Source organism: Photobacterium aquae, assembly GCF_001029445.1.
Classification (GTDB): Bacteria; Pseudomonadota; Gammaproteobacteria; order Enterobacterales; family Vibrionaceae; genus Photobacterium; species Photobacterium aquae.
The window spans coordinates 282,077-301,569 of sequence record NZ_LDOT01000002.1; the positions used below are offsets into that span (position 1 = coordinate 282,077).

Below are 19,493 nucleotides of genomic sequence, written 5' to 3' on the forward strand. Positions count from 1 at the left end.
GTTATTCCACGCTAAAAAAAGCCATGCAGTTTCTGCATGGCTTTTTCTTTATCTATACTAATACCCATCTAAACGCCTCAATAAACGCGCAGCTAGTCACATTCAAAATGCGGCAATCTATGCATCCTCATTAACGTCGCCATGAAACATCCATAATCATTGTTTTTTCATGATTCATGTTACTTTCATCAAATTTATTTATACTCATAAACAAATTTGACGAAATCAAGCGATTGAAAGTTGAACTAAATCACATATTTCTGTAGGATGCGCAACTTTATATCTACACCCATCCATCATTACCGGAAGATAACTGAGTAAAATGTTTGAGTTCCCACAATTTTCGAAGCAATCCGTCAAAAATGACGTTCTTTCCGGGCTTACGGTGGCCCTCGCCCTGGTTCCAGAAGCCGTGGCGTTCGCCTTCGTAGCAGGTGTTGACCCAATGGTTGGCCTGTATGCGGCCTTTATCGTCGGATTTGTAACTGCCGTTCTTGGCGGCCGTCCGGGCATGATTTCTGGTGCCACCGGTGCTATGGCTGTCGTCATGGTTAGCCTTGTTGCTGAACACGGTATCCAATACCTCTTCGCCGCTATCATGCTTGCAGGCGTCATCCAAATTTTGGCTGGGATATTTAAGCTGGGCAAATTCATCCGGATGGTTCCCCACCCGGTAATGATCGGTTTCGTCAATGGTCTGGCTATCGTCATCTTTCTGGCCCAGCTCGGCCAGTTCAAAGTCCCTGACGCCACCGGCGCATTGGTATGGATGCAGGGCCCTCAGCTCTACATCATGCTTGGGCTGGTACTGCTGACAATGGCGATTATTCATTTCTTGCCTAAGTTGACCAAGGCCGTTCCGTCATCGCTGGTTGCTATTATCACCGTAACCTTGCTGGTTCATGGCCTAGGCCTTGATACCCGTACCGTGGTAGATTTCGTCCGCACTATGAGCGGCGATGCCAACGCTACTCTCGCAGGCTCATTGCCGACCTTTGCTCTACCTGAGGTTGGCTTCAATATGGAAACCCTGCGCATTATCCTACCTTACTCAGTGATCCTCGCCGCTGTCGGCTTGATTGAGTCCCTGTTGACCCTAACTGTTATCGATGAAATGACGGGTACTCGAGGCCAAGGTAACCGAGAGTGTGTTGGCCAAGGTATTGCCAACATGACCTGTTCGGTATTTGGCGCTATGGGTGGCTGTGCGATGATCGGCCAGTCGATGATCAACATCAACTCGGGTGGCCGAGGCCGCCTGTCCGGCATCACGGGGGCCGTGGGCCTGCTGCTGTTTATCCTGTTCGGCTCATCACTGATTGAGATGATTCCGCTAGCTGCCCTAGTTGGGGTAATGTTCATGGTTGTTATCGGCACCTTTGAGTGGGCAACTTTCAAGCTAGCTCGTAAAGTTCCAACCCATGATTTCTTTGCGATCTTGCTGGTTACAGGCGTGACTGTGGCCTTCGACCTTGCTCTGGCCGTTATCGTCGGTGTGATTTACTCAGCGCTTGTCTTTGCCTGGGAACATGCCAAGCGTATCTACGCCACCAGCCATACCGATCAAAACGGCTCGAAAATTTATGTCGTCAATGGCCCGCTATTCTTCGGCTCGGCATCGCACTTCCTTGAGCTGTTCGATGCCAAAAACGATCCGGCCAATGTCATTATTGATTTCGCCAATTCGCGTGTTGCCGATCACTCCGCCATCGAAGCGATTGATACCGTTGCCGAACGTTACACCAACCAAGGCAAGACCCTGCATATTCGCCATTTGAGCCCTGAATGTCGCTCTTTGCTGAAAAAAGCCGGCAACTTGGTGGAAATTAACATGCTAGAAGATCCAACCTACAAGGTTGCGACCGATACGCTAGGCTAACTACACCCTAGACTTACCGACAAAAACGCCCGCAACTGCGGGCGTTTTGTTTTTGGTCTCGGGGCTCAGCCCAAATGGCGAGGCTTGGTGTTCTTTTCTGCCTCATAAACAGTGAGCCGAATGAAATGGACTATATCTTGGGTAAACTGATCGACTATCTCTTTGATTTGCTGATATTTGAGCAGCTCGGTATCGTTTTCCAAAATATCTTCCGCCAGCAGGACACTCACCCGTTCGGCAAGTACCTCCCCGCTTTGGCTGTCCAGCAATTGCGATTCCACCAACAGACGAACATTCCGATCACGCGTTCCAAGCAGCGCTTTAGTGGCGCCAATCAAAGCCCCATACGGTAGCACCTCGGTGATTTTCAAATCCTCCATGTCGGTACTGGCCCGGCTGATTTCAACCTGCAACCGTGCCGCCTTCGGCCGAGAAGAATCAACAATATCAATCCCCTTACCCAACTCATCGTGAAGAATTTGGGTCAGGCGCAGCGATACCCTGTCCAACACGCCCGCCGGCACTTGCGCGACATTTTTGGCCTGAGGGTGCACACCAACCGGATCGATCATCAACGTGTCATAGTGCGCTACCGTCAACGCCGGAGAAACCCATTGCAACCCGGTAGCATCCTCAATATAAGCAACTTCGCTTAATGCATTCGGGTTGGCAATCCGGCTGAAATTCTGCTCTTCCTCAGTCGGTAATCGGCTTGAGCACCCAGCCAACAAAACTAACAATCCACATATTATAATTCGCATAGCAACCTCCCTCACCCAAATGGAATGGCATACCGTATAAAACGGTATTACCAGAGTGGTTATAGCTTTATCGACGAATATTGAGTAACTTATACCCACTTTGCGATTTGTCTCCCGTCCTGACCCGGAATCATTATGTTCAAGCACCAATGGCACCTATTTCTTATCGCCCTCGCTTTCTTTACCCGGATCCCCATTCCGGCTTCCGTGCCCTATTCCCCTGAACTACTCAACAGTGCCAATCGTTATTTTGCTCTGGTCGGTATTATCGTCGGGGGGATTTGTGCTGCTGTCTTTGGCGTGAGCCAATGGCTGCTCCCAACCGAAATCGCCATCTTGCTATCCATGGTTGCAGGATTATTGATCACAGGTGCTTTTCACGAAGACGGGCTAGCCGATGTCTTTGACGGGTTCGGCGGTGGTTGGGAGACAGAGCAAAAGCTCAAGATCATGAAAGATTCCCGCCTCGGCACCTACGGGGCTGCCGCCCTCATTCTGGCCTTGCTGCTAAAGTGGACCAGCCTCTCGGCATTGGCCGGGCATTCTGTCACACAAACCATGCTAGCCATTGTTTGCCTGCACGGCCTGAGCCGCGCCGTTGCAGCTAGTCTTATCTTCAGCTATCCCTATGTCAGGCTTGATGCAGAAAGCAAGGTCAAGCCGCTGGCCAACCAACAAAGCCCGCAGGATTTGTGGGTTTTAATTTTCACCAGTTTGATTATATTGCTGGTTCTACCCATGACGACAGCCGTGCTCCTCGCCGTTACTCTGGTTATTGTTCGCTACCTCTGCGCGCGGTGGTTCGTTCGCCAGCTCGGCGGCTACACCGGAGACTGCCTTGGCGCTGCCCAACAGCTCTCGGAGCTTAGCGGCTATCTGGTACTGCTTGCGTTATGGCATTAAATCACGGTCAAAAGATCCAGCTACCAAAGAGAACAAGGAAACCTATGGCAGAACAAAACCCAAAAAACGAACGTTACAAAGCCAGACAGGAAAAAGTGAAAGCTGAAATCGATGCCCGTATCGATGCCGCTCAGGAAGAAAAAGGCCTATTCCTTATCATTACCGGCAACGGCAAGGGAAAATCGACGTCGGGGTTTGGCACTATTGCCCGCGCCGTTGGCCACGGCCAGCAATGCGGTGTCGGCCAGTTCATCAAGGGGACGTGGGACTGTGGCGAACGATCTCTGCTTGAACAGCATGGTGTTGACTTTGCCGTTATGGCTACGGGCTTTACTTGGGAGACCCAAAACAAAGAGGCTGACACAGTCGCCGCCCAAACCACTTGGACTGAATGCAAACGCATGCTGGCCGATCAGCGTTACGATGTCGTCCTGCTCGACGAGTTGACCTACATGATCACCTACGGCTATATCGAGCTTGAGGAAGTACTCAGCGCCATCACTAACCGACCGCCGATGCAGTCCGTGATCGTCACTGGCCGAGGCGCCCACCGCGCTTTGATCGAGCTGGCCGATACTGTATCAGAAGTGCGCAATGTCAAACACGCATTCGAAAGCGGCGTCAAAGCACGCAAAGGCATCGACTGGTAAGATTCCGATGCCCAATCCTATTGGGCATCACCCCTTGGCATATCCCTTCATAACAACCACGCTTAAGGTTATAATTCGCAAAATTTTATTCCTATAAGGGTTAAGTATGCCTTCACATTTACCCAAAAAATTCAGTCAGCCATTTTTAAAGCTTTTCCACGTCATGGAAGCCGTCCTGCTTGTAGCCATTACGATGGCAACCCTCGCGGCGATGATCACCGAATTTATTCATGTCTGGACCAACAAGCAAATCCTGCTGACCGATATCCTGCTCATGTTTATCTACCTCGAGGTCTTGGCTATGGTGCAGCAATTCGTCACCAACGGTAAGATCCCGGTGCGCTACCCGATTTACATTGCCATCATGGCCATTGCCCGCTATATCACTCTGGGCATGAAAGAACTAGATGGGATCTACGTCGTATGGCTATCAACGGCGGCATTTATTCTTGCTGCCGCAACACTGATCATCCGTATCGGCCACCATTACTGGCCCTATGAAGAAGTCAATATTCCTGGCCGACGCCAGTCTGATGACTAACGGCCCCTGCTAGCGCTAAATATAAAAAAGGAGCGGTTACCCGCTCCTTTTTCTCTTTTCGCAACGGCTTAAGCCAATACATCAACTTATCGTTTTCGGACGACTAAACTTCTTTTTGTAATACGCCACTGCTTTTTTCAAAGCCTTGCCATGCATTCGCATTCTGAGTTCGTCAAAATCAACTTTAATCATTACACCCTCAGTAAAAAATAAAACTATCTAATGCCTTACTGATATGCAGAGATGCTATTTCAAAAAACAATAATATCTTTAATCACAAAAATGAGTCGTGCTTTCCCAGCGCCACACCTTGCGACCCGGCAAATCATACCGGCCAATATCGCCAATGCCGCTTCAGTTTCTGGTAATAAAAGCCAATAGCTATGAGCTATTGGCTTTACCATCACAACATACTGATTCTGTGACTATTCTAAAGAAGATAGTACAATCACTAATGATCTTTATACGATAATTTGCGCAATCGTGTAACCTATCGCACAAGCAGATACCACACCGATCAAACCAGGCATCATGAAACTGTGATTAAAGTACCACTTACCTATTTTAGTCGTTCCTGTGACATCGAAGTTACAAGTTGCAATATCCGATGGGTAATTAGGGATAAAGAAGTAACCGTATGTCGCAGGCATCAGACCAATTAGCAACGCCGGGCTCAGCCCCATTGCCATACCGACCGGTAGCATCATACGTGCAGTCGCAGCCTGGCTGTTAACCACCACAGAAACGGTGAACAGAGCCAGTGCGAATGTCCACGGGTACTGCTGAACCATATCAGTGATCCCAGACTTGAACGATGGCATCGCATACTGGAAATAGGTGTCACTCATCCATGCAATACCAAAGATAGCAATAGCAGCCACCATGCCTGATTTGAACACGACGCCTTCTGGCACCTTCTGAACATTGGTACGGGTCACCAGCAAAATCAAGCCACCGAAAGCCAGCATCATCATCTGGATAACGACAGACATTGAGATTGGCTTACCTTCACCAATTGTGCGAATTTCCGGCACCATTGCCACAATCACAATGACAACCAATGCCATGATAAATAGCAAAACAGCATGCTTGGCTGACTGCGGCAGTTTTTCATCCAGCGAGGTAGAGGTTGTATGCAGAATTTTATCTTTCCACAACGGATCATTCAGACGGCGCTGGTATTCAGGATCTTCGCTCAAATCAGCACCACGGCGCAAACTGTATAGAGAAAGCAGCAAGGTACCCAACAACGTTGACGGTACAGTCACCATCAGGATCGTCATCAGGCTAATACTTTCCTGCACGCCAGACAGTTGTGACAAATAGTACACAACGGCCGCTGAAATTGGGCTGGCAGTAATCGCCAACTGCGATGACACCGAAGAGGCCGCCATCGGACGTTCAGGACGAATACCGTTCTTCAGCGCGACATCACCGATAATCGGCATGATTGAGTAAACCGCATGGCCGGTACCTAGCATAAATGTCATGACGTAAGTGACCAATGGACCAAGGAAAGTGACACGCTTAGGATTGCTACGCAAAATACGTTCAGCAATTTGAAGCATGTATTTCAAGCCACCCGCAGCTTCCAGAATAGAGGCACATGTCACCACAGCCAAAATGATCAGCATCACCGTGATCGGTGGCGAAGTCGGAGGCATTCTGAAAATAAATACTTCAACTAACAAGCCAAGGCCAGAAACAACCCCTAGACCAATACCACCAAATCGGCTTCCTGCATATAAAACGAGTAAGAGGAAGAGAAATTCCAAGTACAGCATTTTGCTATCTCCCTATATCAATAATGTATTCCGGTGTCGGAATGAGAAATGAAACTGTGAGCAGAGTGCCAGTATGCTAATAACCAAAATTTGATACCTGTCAATTTCTCCAAGCCTAATTTTACTGGTATAGCGAACTGTGAGTTGCCACTTGAAAACGCCGTACTATAAACAATGAAGCACTACATCAAAGACACTATTAACAAACCCGTTTTTTACACCAAAATTACATGCGATTGAAAAACAAGCAAATAAAAGCCCCGTGGTAAGATAACCACAGGGCGAAAGATAAAGCCAAGCCAAACACCAACAATATGTGCTACATATTCACAACACTCGCCGTGATGTCGGGGCACTCAGATATATGACAAAGGTTGGCATCGATATCTTGATTACCCAACAGCCTTAGCCATAAGGCGGGTAAATGCTTCGGCTGTACATTTGGGCTTTCAAGCTGTCGGGGATCCGTCAACTGCCAATCCCCCTGTGCGCTTTGAGTCGCCAACGCAAATTGAAATGGCAAGTAATCCACCATCCCCAGCCGAAGATCAGAAACTACCAAGATATTGTCGCGCTGTTCATACTTGATAAATCCAGACGTAAAATGATCCAACATGTTTATATGCTTCGACGGTTGGAGTCCTTCTGGAAACGTCCCTTTAGGCTTGGCGATCAACGCTATCTCGTTGCTCTCGTCAAACAACGAAACCAACCCTTCCCAGTAAGTATGCTCACCTTTCACAACCACACGCCACAATACCGTATTCAACGGCGTGGGGGCGATAAATACCGGCTTCCCCTCCAAATCGGTCGAGGCGGTATACTGTTCTACCCGCTGTTCAATCATCTGATACGCAATCAATGACCACGAGAGATAGATCGTCGATAACCCTAAGCCCACCATACATAACTTCGCCGCCCGTCCACGCCAGAGCAATGCGGCCACGACAGTCAGCAGCAACGGCAACGTATATAGCGGGTCAATAATGAAGATACTTGAAATAGAGACCGGATAAGGGATCGGCCAAAACAGCTGGGTACCATAGGTTGTGCATGCGTCAAGCAATGGGTGGGTGATCAGACATGCCGCCACCAGCAACCATAACCTCATAAACGAAAAAGGGATCGGACGCCATCTCTGCCATAGCCAGCTCAGCAACAATGAAAATGGCAAAAGCACGAACAAAGAGTGACTGAATCCCCGGTGCTTGACCATATCGGAAACAGGATCACCATAACTGATCAACACATCCAGATCCGGCAGTGTGCCCAATGCCGCCCCGGCCAACAAAACCTTCGGCGAACATTGTCTACCGGCTATGGCCCCGGCGACCGCCGCTCCCAATGCAGCTTGTGTTACTGAATCCACATCCTACTCCTCTCGTCCATCGAACTGCCGCCACACATTAACAAAAAATGCTTTGGTAAGTTAACGCATTTTGCCCCCCTACGTTGAGGCGACTCGAAGATAAAAACATACAATAATTGTTACCATTTTGTTTTGGGCATCCTCTATATACTGGCCAAAACACGGAGCAGATCGCAGCGGGATCCGCCAAGATCCGCTAGGGTAGAAAAGAGACAGAGCCATTCATATACAAAAAAGGATGATGCGATGCCCCAAAAAGTGTCAGAGTACATGACCCAGAAAGTCATCACGATAGCCCCCGATGCCGGGATCCGAGAAGCTTTTTTCCTGATGAAAGATGAAAGCATCCGCCACCTCCCGGTCGTTGACGGTAGTGGCGAACTGGTAGGGATTGTCAGCGATAGAGAGCTAAGACGGCCTGGCTGGGTCGATGAGTCCCCAGATGTAGGCCATGAGTACCACCTCACCGATGACCTCCACATTAGCGATGTCATGTGCAAAGATGTTATCCACGTACGCACCTACGATACTCTCACCAAAGCCATTGGCACCATTCTCGACAACCACATTGGCGCGGCTCCGGTGCTCAACAAAGCCGGGGAACTGGTCGGAATGCTCTCGGCGATCGACCTTCTCGCTGCTTACCGGGATAGTCTGGAACGGCAAAAATCCCTGAAGAAGAAAAAGTCAGCCGCCTAAGAAAGTCCTCTCGGCAAGCTAACTAGCTGAGTATCAGGCATAAAAAAGCCCGCACACAATGTTGCGGGCTTTAACGTTCGCACCAGTTCAACCTTAGTTAAACAGGCCCTTTAGCAACTTGTCGGCTGCATTTTTGATATTCTCGTCATCAGCCTTGTCGCCGAACAACTTCTTCAACCCGCGCTCAACCTCACGCTGAGCCTTCTCTTCCAGCTCATTGTTCTGCTTGAGCAGCTGTGCAATATTAAGAGCGAACTTAGGCTCATTCCAGTTGCCGGTTACATTAATAGGAACCGTAAGATCCGCCACTTCATCAATTTCCTTGCCACCTTGGCCTTTGCTGGTTGCAACTACCGAGGTATTGATCAGAAATGCCAATTTCTCCGACACCAAATTGGTCTCACCTTGGCCGCCAATACGCAGCAGCGGCGAATTGATATCCAAATCACTGGTCGATGCAATACCGTTGCCCAGCTTCATTGTCGCCTTCATGGAAGAGAAATCGGTTTTCTTTTCTTCTTTGATATACTCCGCCTTGTGGCCTTTTAACGTCGCCTTAGCTTCACGGATCATCTCGGGAATATTCACTCCATACACCGCACCATCGGCAAAATTCACCGCAATCGTACCGTTAACGTTCTTGCGGATCCTTGATTCGGTCAACCCCTTACCAGACAGTGCGATATCGATACTCCCCGTACCGGCAAGAACATCGTTACCCGCAATATCAACAAGCATAGGTTGGATCTGAACGCCGTTGAGATGCTTGCTGACACGATAAGTCGGCAATGCCCCCCGTGCATCAATCGTCGCCGATGCGTTCAGGTGGCCTTTATAAAGATCGGCATCGAGGCCCTTCAGCTTCAACACCCCGTCTTTCACGGTAACCGACAAGACGACATTGCTCAGCTTGGCATTGGCGGCCTTCAGCTCACCGATAGCGACCTTGCCTGCCACATCCACTGTCTTAAATACCGATAGGTCAGGTTCTTGCTCTTCAACAGCAACCGACGGATCACTCCCCTCCGCCTTGGTGCTGGCAGTGCTCTCGCTACCCGACTTTGGTGCCGGCTGCTCGTCTTTCCCCATAAAGGCATCAACATCAATCCTGTCGGACGCCAAATCAAAGCGAATGACGGGAATATCAGCAGATTTAAACGACATTGAACCAGACACCGCAAGCTCATCGGCACTGGTTGCAAAAGCCGATACCGTCGCTAATGCAGCCGGGATATCATACGTAGCATCGGCTTTTACTGATACCTTCATTGACGGGCGAGGCAAGGCCGAACCGCTAAGGGCCGCATCAAGCGACAGCCCGTCAAGACTAACCATCTTCACATCAGGTGATACATTAAGGCGGGTCTTGCCTTTGCTGTCAAAAGCCAGCTCAGGCAACTGCCCCTTGGCTGAAAACTCAATGGTCGACCACTCGCCCAACTTGAAGCTGTCCAGCGACAGGCTTGCAGACTTAATCTCAGTATTGCCGTCATTGGCCGACAGATCCAGCGCAAGCTGCTTGAGCTCGGCACCGTCTAACTTCTTGTTTATCAGTAACTGAGTCTGGCCCTTTGCGGCAAACACCATCTTGTCAGCTTGACCATTAATGTCGAATTTGGCCTCGGTCCACTCCCCTGGCGCAAAACGGCTCAACGAGAAATCAAACTGAGAGATGTCCGTTTTATTGCCATTACGATCGTCTCTAATCACCGCACTGGCATCGACAATCTCAATGCCATCAAGGCTCATCGCCCAAGGCTGAGCAGGTGCTGACGACTCTGGCTGCTGGCTATCCGTTTTTTTAGCAATATCCGCCGGCTGTTGTTCCCCGGTGGAATCTCCAGCCTGCTTGCCCAAGCCGTCAAGGTTGCTCACACCAGAAGGTAACGTTTGGACAAAAATCCGTCCACCTTGCAGGCTGACCTTGCCGACATGCAGTTCGCGGGAAAAAAGAGGCATTACAGACACTGACAGCTCGGCATTGTCAAACTGTACCAAATTTGGCTCGGCGAACCCCTGAGGGTTGCGAAACGCCGTCTGACCAATGTCAAAACCAAGACTAGGGAAGAACCGCCAACCGATGTCCCCCTCAATCACCAAATCACGGCCCGTCGCCTTTTTGACTTGTTCGGCAATCATGGGTTTGAACTGATTTGGATCAACCAAGGCCAGTAGAGCTGCGATAGCTATAACCACGGCAATTACGACGCCCAGCAGGGCAAAGGCTATCTTTTTCATTGAGTCCCCAATTTCTTCATGCTCCGATAAGCATATCCTATCAAACAGGCCGCTATAAATTCGAGCGGTGATCACCCGTTTACAGTCATAGGCCTATAAAAAAATAGGCAGCTTACGCTGCCTATTCTGTCATTCGGTTTTCGCGGCTTAAGCGCGAAGCAATTTGGCAATATGTGCCTTTAGAACGTCAATCGCAATTCGGTTCTTACCGCCTCGAGGAACGATAATATCGGCATACTGCTTAGACGGCTCAATAAACTGCATGAACATTGGGCGTACGGTTTTCTGGTACTGACCCAGTACAGATTCCATAGTACGACCGCGCTCTGCAACGTCACGCTGTAGACGGCGCAGCAGGCAAATATCCAGTGGAGTGTCCATAAATACACTCGCGTGCATCAGTTCACGCAGGCGTGGATCAGTCAACAGCAGAATACCTTCAAGGATAATCACCTTCTTAGGTGTCAGCGTTGATGTTTCTGTCATACGCGTGTGTTCGCTGTAGCTGTACTGAGGAACCTCAACTGCTTCGCCACGCATTAGTTTTTCTAGATGATCACAAAGCAAGTCGTGATCAAGGGCATTTGGGTGATCGTAGTTCGTCTTAACCCGCTCTTCCATGCTTAGGTGACTTTGATCGTTGTAGTAACAATCTTCCGTGATGACACCGATCTGATGATCGCCGACTTTTTCTTTTAGCTCTTTGTAAACAGTACTGGCAATCAAGCTTTTACCGGATGCAGAAGCACCTGCAATACCGATAATTACGCATTGGTGTGAGTTTTCAGACATATCAGAAAGCACCTGTAAAACAACGTGGCGAGGTGGATCCCATTATTGATGTCAACCACAGGCTTACCCTTAACCCGGCAGACAACAAAATGGATAATTAGGCTTAAATAAACCGCCTGATTATAGGCAGATGTATAGGCAGATGCCAGTAAAAATGAGGCATCTGCCCTATTTGTCTAAATCCTCTGCGATTTAGCCTAACGCAATGGTTTACATTGTACGAATTGTGATCTGCTCTACAACGGGAGTGCCGTGCCAGAATAGACGGCTCGCAACGGAACCGGCCAATTCAATATAAGCCTGACCATGATCCGATTCGGGCGCGGAGGCCACGGTAGGCTGCCCTTTGTCGATATCCTCGCGGATCTGGATATGCAGCGGAAGCTGGGCGAGCAACGGTACCGCGTACTCGTGCGCCATCTTCTCTGCTCCCCCCGTGCCGAAAATAGCTTCGTGATGACCACAGTTACTACAGATGTGGTAGCTCATGTTTTCGACCACCCCCAATACGGGAACATCGACTTTATTGAACATATTCACACCCTTAATCGCATCCGCCAGAGCCAGATCTTGCGGGGTGGTCACCACTACCGCCCCGGTAACAGGGATTTGCTGGGCCAGGGTCAGTTGGATATCACCCGTGCCCGGCGGCATGTCGATCACCAAATAGTCCAAATCCGGCCACCAAGTCTCGGTGATGATCTGCGACAGAGCCTTGGAGGCCATCGGACCGCGCCAAATAGTGGCACTGTCAGCGGGCACCAAATACCCGACAGAATTGGTATATAGGCCGTGGGCTTCGATTGGCAACATCATTTTACCGTCGGCCGAGCTCGGCTTTTCGTCCACCGTCCCCAGCATCATCGGAACAGACGGGCCGTAAATATCGGCATCGAGCAAGCCGACCTTGGCCCCCTGTGCTCGCAGACCCAACGCCAAATTGACCGATGTCGTTGATTTGCCAACGCCCCCCTTGGCCGAGGAAACAACGATAATATTCTTCACGCCGCGCAACGGAGATTTGTCGCCTGTAGCCAGCGGGGCGACCCGAATCTTGACATCAAAACGACTGTCGCTCGGAATATGGTGCAGCTGTTTCTGGGTCGCGATCCACTGCTCAAGCAACTCGGCCATGGTCGCTGCGGCAAAGGGCAAATTAACCGATACCGTTCCATCGGCCGACACCGACACCAAATGAGGGGTATCTGCCCATTCTTCATGCAGCCAAGGATGTTCGAACTGATTCAACCAGCGGGTTATATCGGCAACACTTTCGAAGCGGGTCATCGCATCACTACTCATGTTTTAGCGCTCCATTTTTGTACTTTCTTTTCATCCTATCACCAATGCCCGTTTATCGCTTTCTATTTACCTTGATAAACAACAGATCCTCCTAGGCAATGCCGACTCCATCAGGTAGTATCTAACCTTACGTTTTTTTACCCATCATGAGCGAAACAAGACATATGGCTGCAAATCCAAGAAAAATTCTGGTGACCTGCGCCCTACCGTACGCTAACGGTTCGATCCACCTTGGACACATGCTTGAGCATATCCAAGCGGATATCTGGGTGCGCTATCAGCGCCTTCGCGGCAACGAAGTTCATTTCATCTGTGCAGACGATGCACACGGCACTCCAATCATGCTTAAGGCCCAGCAGATGGGTATGGAACCTGAGCAGATGATTGCGGAAGTGAGCAAAGAGCACCAAGCTGACTTTGCTGGCTTCGATATTAGTTTCGACAACTACCACAGCACACATTCCGACGAGAACCGTGAGCTGGCTTCTTTTGTCTACAACCAGCTAAAAGAAAAAGGCTTCATTACCAGCCGCACCATTTCTCAGCTGTTTGACCCAGAAAAAGAAATGTTCCTGCCTGACCGTTTCGTAAAAGGCACCTGCCCGAAATGTAAAGCGGAAGACCAGTACGGCGACAACTGCGACAACTGTGGCGAAACCTACAGCCCAACGGATCTAATCAACCCGAAATCTGCCGTATCTGGTGCGACGCCGGTGATGAAGGATTCCGAGCACTTCTTCTTCGACCTGCCTCAGTTCGAAACCATGCTGAAAGAGTGGACCACATCAGGTGCCCTTCAGGATGAGACCGCCAACAAGATGCAAGAGTGGTTCGAGTCTGGCCTACAACAGTGGGACATCTCTCGTGACGCACCTTACTTCGGCTTCGAGATCCCAGGCGAGACCAACAAGTACTTCTACGTTTGGCTAGATGCCCCTATTGGCTACATGGGTTCATTCAAGAACCTGTGCGACAAGCGCGATGACCTGAACTTCGACGAGTTCTGGAACAAAGACAGCCAAACTGAACTTTACCACTTCATCGGTAAAGACATTGTTTACTTCCACAGCCTATTCTGGCCAGCAATGCTGGATGGCGCAGGCCTACGCAAGCCAAGCAACGTATTCGTACATGGCTACGTAACCGTAAACGGCGCGAAAATGTCCAAGTCAAAAGGTACGTTCGTGAAAGCCGGTACTTACCTGCAGCACTTGGATCCAGAATGCCTGCGTTACTACTACGCAGCCAAGCTGAACAACCGTATCGACGACCTTGACCTGAACTTGGAAGACTTCACCCAGCGCGTAAACAGCGACGTGGTGAACAAGATCGTTAACTTGGCATCTCGCAACGCCGGCTTTATCGCCAAGCGTTTTGACGGCATGCTATCCGAGCGCTGTGCAGAGCCTGAGCTATACGCAGAGTTCGTTGCCGCTGCAGATCGTATTGCCCAGCTTTACGAAAACCGCGAGTTCGGCCGTGCTATCCGTGAAATTACGGCTCTGGCTGACAAAGCCAACCAGTACGTGGACGAGAAAGCACCGTGGGTTGTGGCGAAAGAAGAAGGCAAAGATCAAGAACTACAGGATATCTGCTCAATGGGCATCAACCTGTTCCGCGTTCTGATCACCTACCTCAAGCCGGTTATGCCTCAGCTTACCGAGCGTACTGAAGCATTCCTGAACGAAACCCTGACTTGGGAAGGTATCGCACAGCCGCTAACTGGCCACGAAGTGACTAAGTTCAAGGCGCTGTTCAACCGTATCGATCCAAAGCACGTAGAAGCCATGATTGAAACATCTAAAGAAGACGCTGCAGCTGAAATGGCAGCAAAAGAGAAGGCTGAAGCGGCGAAGACCGAAACTGAGCTAAGCAAAGAGCCAATCGAAGCAGAGATCGAATTTGACGATTTTGCCAAGGTTGATCTGCGTATCGCCAAGATCGTGTCATGCGAATCTGTGCCAAAAGCTGACAAACTGCTGAAATTCCAGCTGGATATCGGTGGCGAGATGCGTCAGGTATTCTCAGGTATCAAAGCGGCATACACCCCAGAAGAGCTTGTAGGCAAACTGACGGTTGTTGTTGCTAACCTAAAACCACGCAAGATGAAGTTCGGCATGTCTGAAGGCATGATCCTAGCCGCTGGCCCTGGTGGCAAAGATCTGTGGATCCTTGAGCCACACGAAGGTGCACAGCCAGGTATGCGTGTAATGTAAGTCCTCTTACAACGACACTTCAAAAGGAGCCTCACGGCTCCTTTTTTATTGCCGCCACATTCTATCCCTTCCTATTATTTCCAATCACACCAGTGAGTTATTCATCATTTATTCAACAATATGAATTATGGGGAAACCATAGAATACGAACCAAAACACCCTCCAAGCAAAAAGAATCAACAAAATCATTACACGCAATATCACACATCCCTGCCTCCCATCGAATATGCCAACTTTCAATATGTTAACAAGCATTATTCTCTTTATTTGATAACTGCCATTTTTAATAGGAAAAAGCCGATATATCACTACATGCGCAATTCAACCAGTATAAAAAACACTCACAAACACAGCAATTGGTTAATGAAAGGTTAATTTTATTGTTTTCAGAATATCATTCCGCTTAAAAAAACGTGATCTGAAACATAACTTTGACCATCGAACACTATTTTACTTCGCATTAACACCAAAGAGACTGATAACCTGCTCCGCACTCGGACAATGAATATCCGAGTGAATAATTATATGGAGTGTTTTATTCATGCAAGCACAGCAGAAGAAAATGTCGCTCACCGGCCGAGTTATTCTCGGAATGGTACTCGGCATCCTAACAGGGTTTATTATTCGCTCTCTTTTTGCGGAATCCTCTTTTGTCCACGAATACATCGTCAACGGCCTGTTTGAAGTTGGCGGGAAAATCTTTATTGCCAGCCTGAAAATGCTGGTTGTCCCTCTCGTATTCGTCTCACTGGTGTGTGGTACCAGTACCCTAAAAGACATCAGTACACTTGGACGCCTAGGTGGTAAAACCCTAGCCTTCTACCTGACCACCACGGCCATCGCCATTACCCTAGCGCTGAGCATGGGTAACCTGTTCAAGCCCGGTGCTGGGGCCGACCTGTCCGCAGCGACAACCTTTGCAGCCAAAGAAGCACCATCGCTAGGTCAGGTTATCATCGACATGTTCCCGACCAACCCGATCAGCTCAATGGCCAACGGCAATACCCTTCAGATCATCGTGTTTGCGATTTTGTTCGGCATCGCTATCAGCGCCGCAGGCAAACCCGGCGAGCGCATCGCCGCTGTTTTTGCTGATCTCAATGACGTGATAATGAAATTAGTTGCGCTGCTCATGAACATTGCCCCTTACGGCGTGTTCTTCCTAATGGCGAAACTATTTACCGGGCTGGGGTTGGATGCCATTTTCAATCTATTGGGCTATTTCCTTGTCCTTAGTGCCGCACTATTGCTCCACGGCCTTGTCGTCTACGGTGCCATGTTCAAGCTATTTACCGGACTGAGCGTCAAAACCTTCTTCCGTAAAATGGAAGACGCGGTAATGTTCGCCTTCTCGACCGCATCATCCAACGCAACGATCCCAGTGACTATGGAAACGGCCACAAAACGCCTTGGGTCAAACAACCGCATCGCATCATTCACAATCCCTCTGGGAGCCACCATTAATATGGACGGAACGGCGATCATGCAAGGCGTAGCGACAGCTTTCATCGCCCAAGCCTTCAATATCGACCTGACTATGGGGGACTACCTGACGGTGATCCTGACCGCAACCCTGGCTTCTATCGGCACTGCAGGTGTACCGGGCGTCGGACTTATCATGCTGGCAATGGTACTGAACCAAGTTGGCCTGCCGGTTGAGGGGATCGCACTGATTATGGGCGTCGACCGCCTGCTGGACATGATCCGCACCGCCGTGAATATCACCGGTGACAGTTGCGTAACCTGTATTGTCGCCAAATCCGAAGGGGAGCTGGACGTGAACCGCTTCAATGACCCACATGCTGGCGAAAAAGACGAGGAAGTACACCTACACCCAGCCACCAACCACTAACCCCGGCGTCTCAAAAACAAAAAGCTCCCACTGGGAGCTTTTTGTCTATCTACTCTCTACCCTCTCCCTCAGAGCTGCTCCTGCACATTAATGGCGCATTCATGCACCATAAACAGGCACACCCTATTAGCTACTTCTTGGGCATAGATGTAATACATTGGTAATTAATAACTTTTAAACCTAAATATATAACCAACAAAACGGCCTGACACTTGCAGATTAAACCTATACCCAAACATCCTACATTCACTTGGGTAGGAATGTTCTATGACTGGAGGGATTCCTATGACCGCATCGGTTACGCTTATCGTCCTTTCGCTAGTGGCACTGGCTACTTACTTGCACTATCGCCACCAACAACGTCTCACTCTAAATAACCGGTTCACTATCATTATCGGCTTACGGCAGCTTATTTTTTTACTGCGCTTTCACCGCCGACATACTCACGAACTCCTACTAAACGGGAATAAAACGGCTAATCACAATGACACCTCAACGCCTCTGACCGAATCGATAGCCATCGAAGCTCTCGGACACAGCTTGCTCAATCAAGCAGAAACCTGTAACAAGCCAATGTATCGCATCACTCTCAAGCAATTTAAAACCTTAACCAAAGAATGGCAGCGCTACTCATTACAGCGAAATCAAGCTGCGCATGGTAAAGCTATTCGCCATGTGATGTACCTCATTGACGATACCTTGACCCAGTGCCTGCTCAGCAACGACAACAACCAGCTCTTCCAACGCTATCAATCAATATGGCCAGTTACCCTCAATGCCCTCGATAGCCTTAGCCGCTTTAGATTTGCTATCCAGCAGTTCAGCCACAAAAGTCCAGCTATGCAGCGTGAGCTGACGCACCAGATGGATATTTTGAAACGACGGATGAATCATCTGGCGATAACGGCAGAGCACCATGAAGCAGTGCCTCTTCTCGATACTTTGTTTGATCAGGTCAGCCACATTGAGAATTCAAACAACAACGACCAACAAACGCAGTCAATGCTTTACCATTTCTCGCTAGAGGTCTCGGATACTCTGTTCATGCTGTTTGATGAAATACTCCAACAACTCGGCGATGAACTTGCGATCAAACTGCCCGAAATGAAGCACAAACACTGCGCAACCATCGTCCCTATTCAGCAAATGCGTTCGGGGCATTAATTGATCCAAGACAAAACACATGCAATCACAAGCGATTGCTCTCTCAAAGTTGCATAATGTTTTTAAGTGATTGATATTTTAGACGCTTATTAAAAGTGAACACTTTCGTTCACTTTGATAAGGGATTCTCATGAAACACTTCAAAGCATGCGGCCTACTGCTCGCAATCTGTCTAGGGCTTATTGGTTGCCAAGAGCAACATAGCCAATCAGACACCACAACGAAAAACGATACTGGCTCACTGAATATCGAAGCGCAAAACCAGCGTCAGATTGCCCAGCAACTGGGGGCAAACTATGCGCAGATCTCAAGCCAATTACAACACCAGATCAACGTTGAAAATACCCATGTGCCATTAACGATGCTCGTCGATACAATTGATATCCCAGAGCTCACAACCCAAGTGGCCAACACTGAAAAAATGATCATTGCCAAGCATGGTCTGTCTGTACAACCAGAGAAACTACTCACGGTTTCTCTTGCTAACCCTGCCATGTTGCCGGGTGTCGAAGCAGGCCAGCAGCCCCTGTTTACCTATCAGCAAGACAACGTAAAAGCCGGCGATAGCATCGATCTCTTTGATAGCCACGGTGAGTTAGTCATCGGATCAGCCGATATCATGCCTGATCAGCCCGTATTTATCGTCGGGGTCGATGAGCAAAAAGCAATGCGGGCAGGTCTTGCCACCATGCAATCAATCTTCAACAACCAAGATATGGTGACTACTGGCTTCCAGCCTAAACTGGCCAGTGCACCCAAAGCTAGCGAAGATTTCCTTTCAACGACGGTTCTGAAGAAATTCAGCGTACAAGATGACCAAGAACCTTGGATCTCAGGCAAAGCCGAGATGTATGCCTTTGTGAGCGGGGTCAACCCAAGCCGCGACGAGCCGACCATCGATGTCGTTGAAATGCCTTACGCGCACTACCAGGAACAAGTCTACTACCCGAACCAAATCATGATTTACTGGCCGCGCTACCGCTGGGGAGCCGCAAATATCATCATTATGGAGCATGATAGCAACACCAACTACCGTGAGCTGGCAGAAAGCATTATCAAGGCAGCAACAGGCCTTATCACCAGCCAAATTGACGGTGGCGCAGCGAGCCTGCCAATCGTTAACCAACTGGTTGATGCGATTCTAAAAGCTATTCCGGATGAAGCCTTCACCAACAACGATGACATCGTCGACTTTTACTACACCATCATGCAAAACGATGAATTGATTGACCAACCGGGTGCTTCAAACAACGCGACCGCAACATTCGCACCGTTGGAAATTCCAATGACCCAATAGCACAAACCCTTACATAAAAAAGGCCACCCTTCGGGGTGGCCAGCAG

At 49.2% G+C, this 19,493-nt stretch carries 15 protein-coding genes; 9 read left to right on the forward strand and 6 right to left on the reverse strand.

Features of this window, described 5'->3' with window-relative positions; translation table 11 throughout:
• The first annotated feature begins 322 nt into the window (after positions 1–322).
• A complete protein-coding gene (locus ABT56_RS01925; RefSeq protein WP_047877148.1) occupies positions 323–1,879 on the forward strand; it encodes a SulP family inorganic anion transporter in 1,557 nt (518 codons plus the stop codon).
• Between the two features lie 65 nt (positions 1,880–1,944).
• Here the strand turns inward: ABT56_RS01925 and ABT56_RS01930 are convergent, their stop codons facing one another.
• Positions 1,945–2,640, reverse strand: coding sequence for a DUF3313 domain-containing protein (locus ABT56_RS01930; protein WP_047877149.1), 696 nt, complete (start codon positions 2,638–2,640; stop codon positions 1,945–1,947).
• 135 nt (positions 2,641–2,775) lie between these two features.
• On the opposite strand from ABT56_RS01930, the gene ABT56_RS01935 reads away from it, so the two are divergent.
• The 3 genes from ABT56_RS01935 to ABT56_RS01945 all read left to right on the forward strand — a co-directional run bounded on the left by ABT56_RS01935 (position 2,776) and on the right by ABT56_RS01945 (position 4,734).
• Entirely contained in the window at positions 2,776–3,543 is a 768-nt protein-coding gene (locus ABT56_RS01935) for an adenosylcobinamide-GDP ribazoletransferase (protein ID WP_047877150.1), read from the forward strand.
• Positions 3,544–3,587: 44 nt separating this feature from the next.
• Complete coding sequence (gene cobO, locus ABT56_RS01940; RefSeq protein ID WP_047877151.1) at positions 3,588–4,193, forward strand: cob(I)yrinic acid a,c-diamide adenosyltransferase; 606 nt, start codon at positions 3,588–3,590, stop codon at positions 4,191–4,193.
• A 106-nt stretch (positions 4,194–4,299) separates the two neighbouring features.
• Positions 4,300–4,734, forward strand: coding sequence for a phosphate-starvation-inducible protein PsiE (locus ABT56_RS01945; protein ID WP_047877152.1), 435 nt, complete (start codon positions 4,300–4,302; stop codon positions 4,732–4,734).
• 461 nt (positions 4,735–5,195) lie between these two features.
• Here the strand turns inward: ABT56_RS01945 and ABT56_RS01950 are convergent, their stop codons facing one another.
• Both ABT56_RS01950 and ABT56_RS01955 read right to left on the reverse strand, forming a co-directional pair.
• Entirely contained in the window at positions 5,196–6,518 is a 1,323-nt protein-coding gene (locus tag ABT56_RS01950; protein ID WP_047877153.1) for an anaerobic C4-dicarboxylate transporter, read from the reverse strand.
• Between the two features lie 319 nt (positions 6,519–6,837).
• The gene (locus ABT56_RS01955; RefSeq protein WP_047877154.1) at positions 6,838–7,887 is read right to left on the reverse strand and encodes a metal-dependent hydrolase; all 1,050 of its coding nucleotides are present in this window, start codon (positions 7,885–7,887) and stop codon (positions 6,838–6,840) included.
• A gap of 246 nt (positions 7,888–8,133) precedes the next feature.
• Here ABT56_RS01955 and ABT56_RS01960 point away from each other — a divergent pair, with 246 nt between their 5' ends.
• Entirely contained in the window at positions 8,134–8,586 is a 453-nt protein-coding gene (locus ABT56_RS01960; protein ID WP_047877155.1) for a CBS domain-containing protein, read from the forward strand.
• A gap of 93 nt (positions 8,587–8,679) precedes the next feature.
• Here the strand turns inward: ABT56_RS01960 and ABT56_RS01965 are convergent, their stop codons facing one another.
• The 3 genes from ABT56_RS01965 to apbC all read right to left on the reverse strand — a co-directional run bounded on the left by ABT56_RS01965 (position 8,680) and on the right by apbC (position 12,918).
• Complete coding sequence (locus ABT56_RS01965; protein ID WP_047877156.1) at positions 8,680–10,824, reverse strand: AsmA family protein; 2,145 nt, start codon at positions 10,822–10,824, stop codon at positions 8,680–8,682.
• A 147-nt stretch (positions 10,825–10,971) separates the two neighbouring features.
• Positions 10,972–11,616: a uridine kinase gene (gene udk, locus ABT56_RS01970; RefSeq protein ID WP_047877157.1), complete on the reverse strand. Its 645-nt coding sequence runs from the start codon at positions 11,614–11,616 to the stop codon at positions 10,972–10,974.
• Positions 11,617–11,826: 210 nt separating this feature from the next.
• Positions 11,827–12,918 (reverse strand): iron-sulfur cluster carrier protein ApbC, encoded by a 1,092-nt coding sequence (apbC, locus tag ABT56_RS01975; RefSeq protein ID WP_205626047.1) that lies wholly within the window; start codon positions 12,916–12,918, stop codon positions 11,827–11,829.
• A gap of 164 nt (positions 12,919–13,082) precedes the next feature.
• Between apbC and metG the strand changes: the two genes are divergently transcribed.
• The 4 genes from metG to ABT56_RS01995 all read left to right on the forward strand — a co-directional run bounded on the left by metG (position 13,083) and on the right by ABT56_RS01995 (position 19,447).
• Positions 13,083–15,134 carry a methionine--tRNA ligase gene (metG, locus tag ABT56_RS01980; RefSeq protein WP_047877158.1) on the forward strand — a complete coding sequence of 684 codons (2,052 nt, stop codon included), beginning with the start codon at positions 13,083–13,085 and terminating at the stop codon, positions 15,132–15,134.
• Positions 15,135–15,675: 541 nt separating this feature from the next.
• Positions 15,676–16,986 carry a dicarboxylate/amino acid:cation symporter gene (locus ABT56_RS01985; protein WP_047877159.1) on the forward strand — a complete coding sequence of 437 codons (1,311 nt, stop codon included), beginning with the start codon at positions 15,676–15,678 and terminating at the stop codon, positions 16,984–16,986.
• A 267-nt stretch (positions 16,987–17,253) separates the two neighbouring features.
• On the forward strand, positions 17,254–18,150 hold the full coding sequence (locus ABT56_RS01990; protein WP_157037765.1) for a hypothetical protein: 897 nt from the start codon (positions 17,254–17,256) through the stop codon (positions 18,148–18,150).
• Positions 18,151–18,280: 130 nt separating this feature from the next.
• The gene (locus ABT56_RS01995) at positions 18,281–19,447 is read left to right on the forward strand and encodes a DUF3103 family protein (RefSeq protein ID WP_047877161.1); all 1,167 of its coding nucleotides are present in this window, start codon (positions 18,281–18,283) and stop codon (positions 19,445–19,447) included.
• Positions 19,448–19,493: the final 46 nt, after the last annotated feature.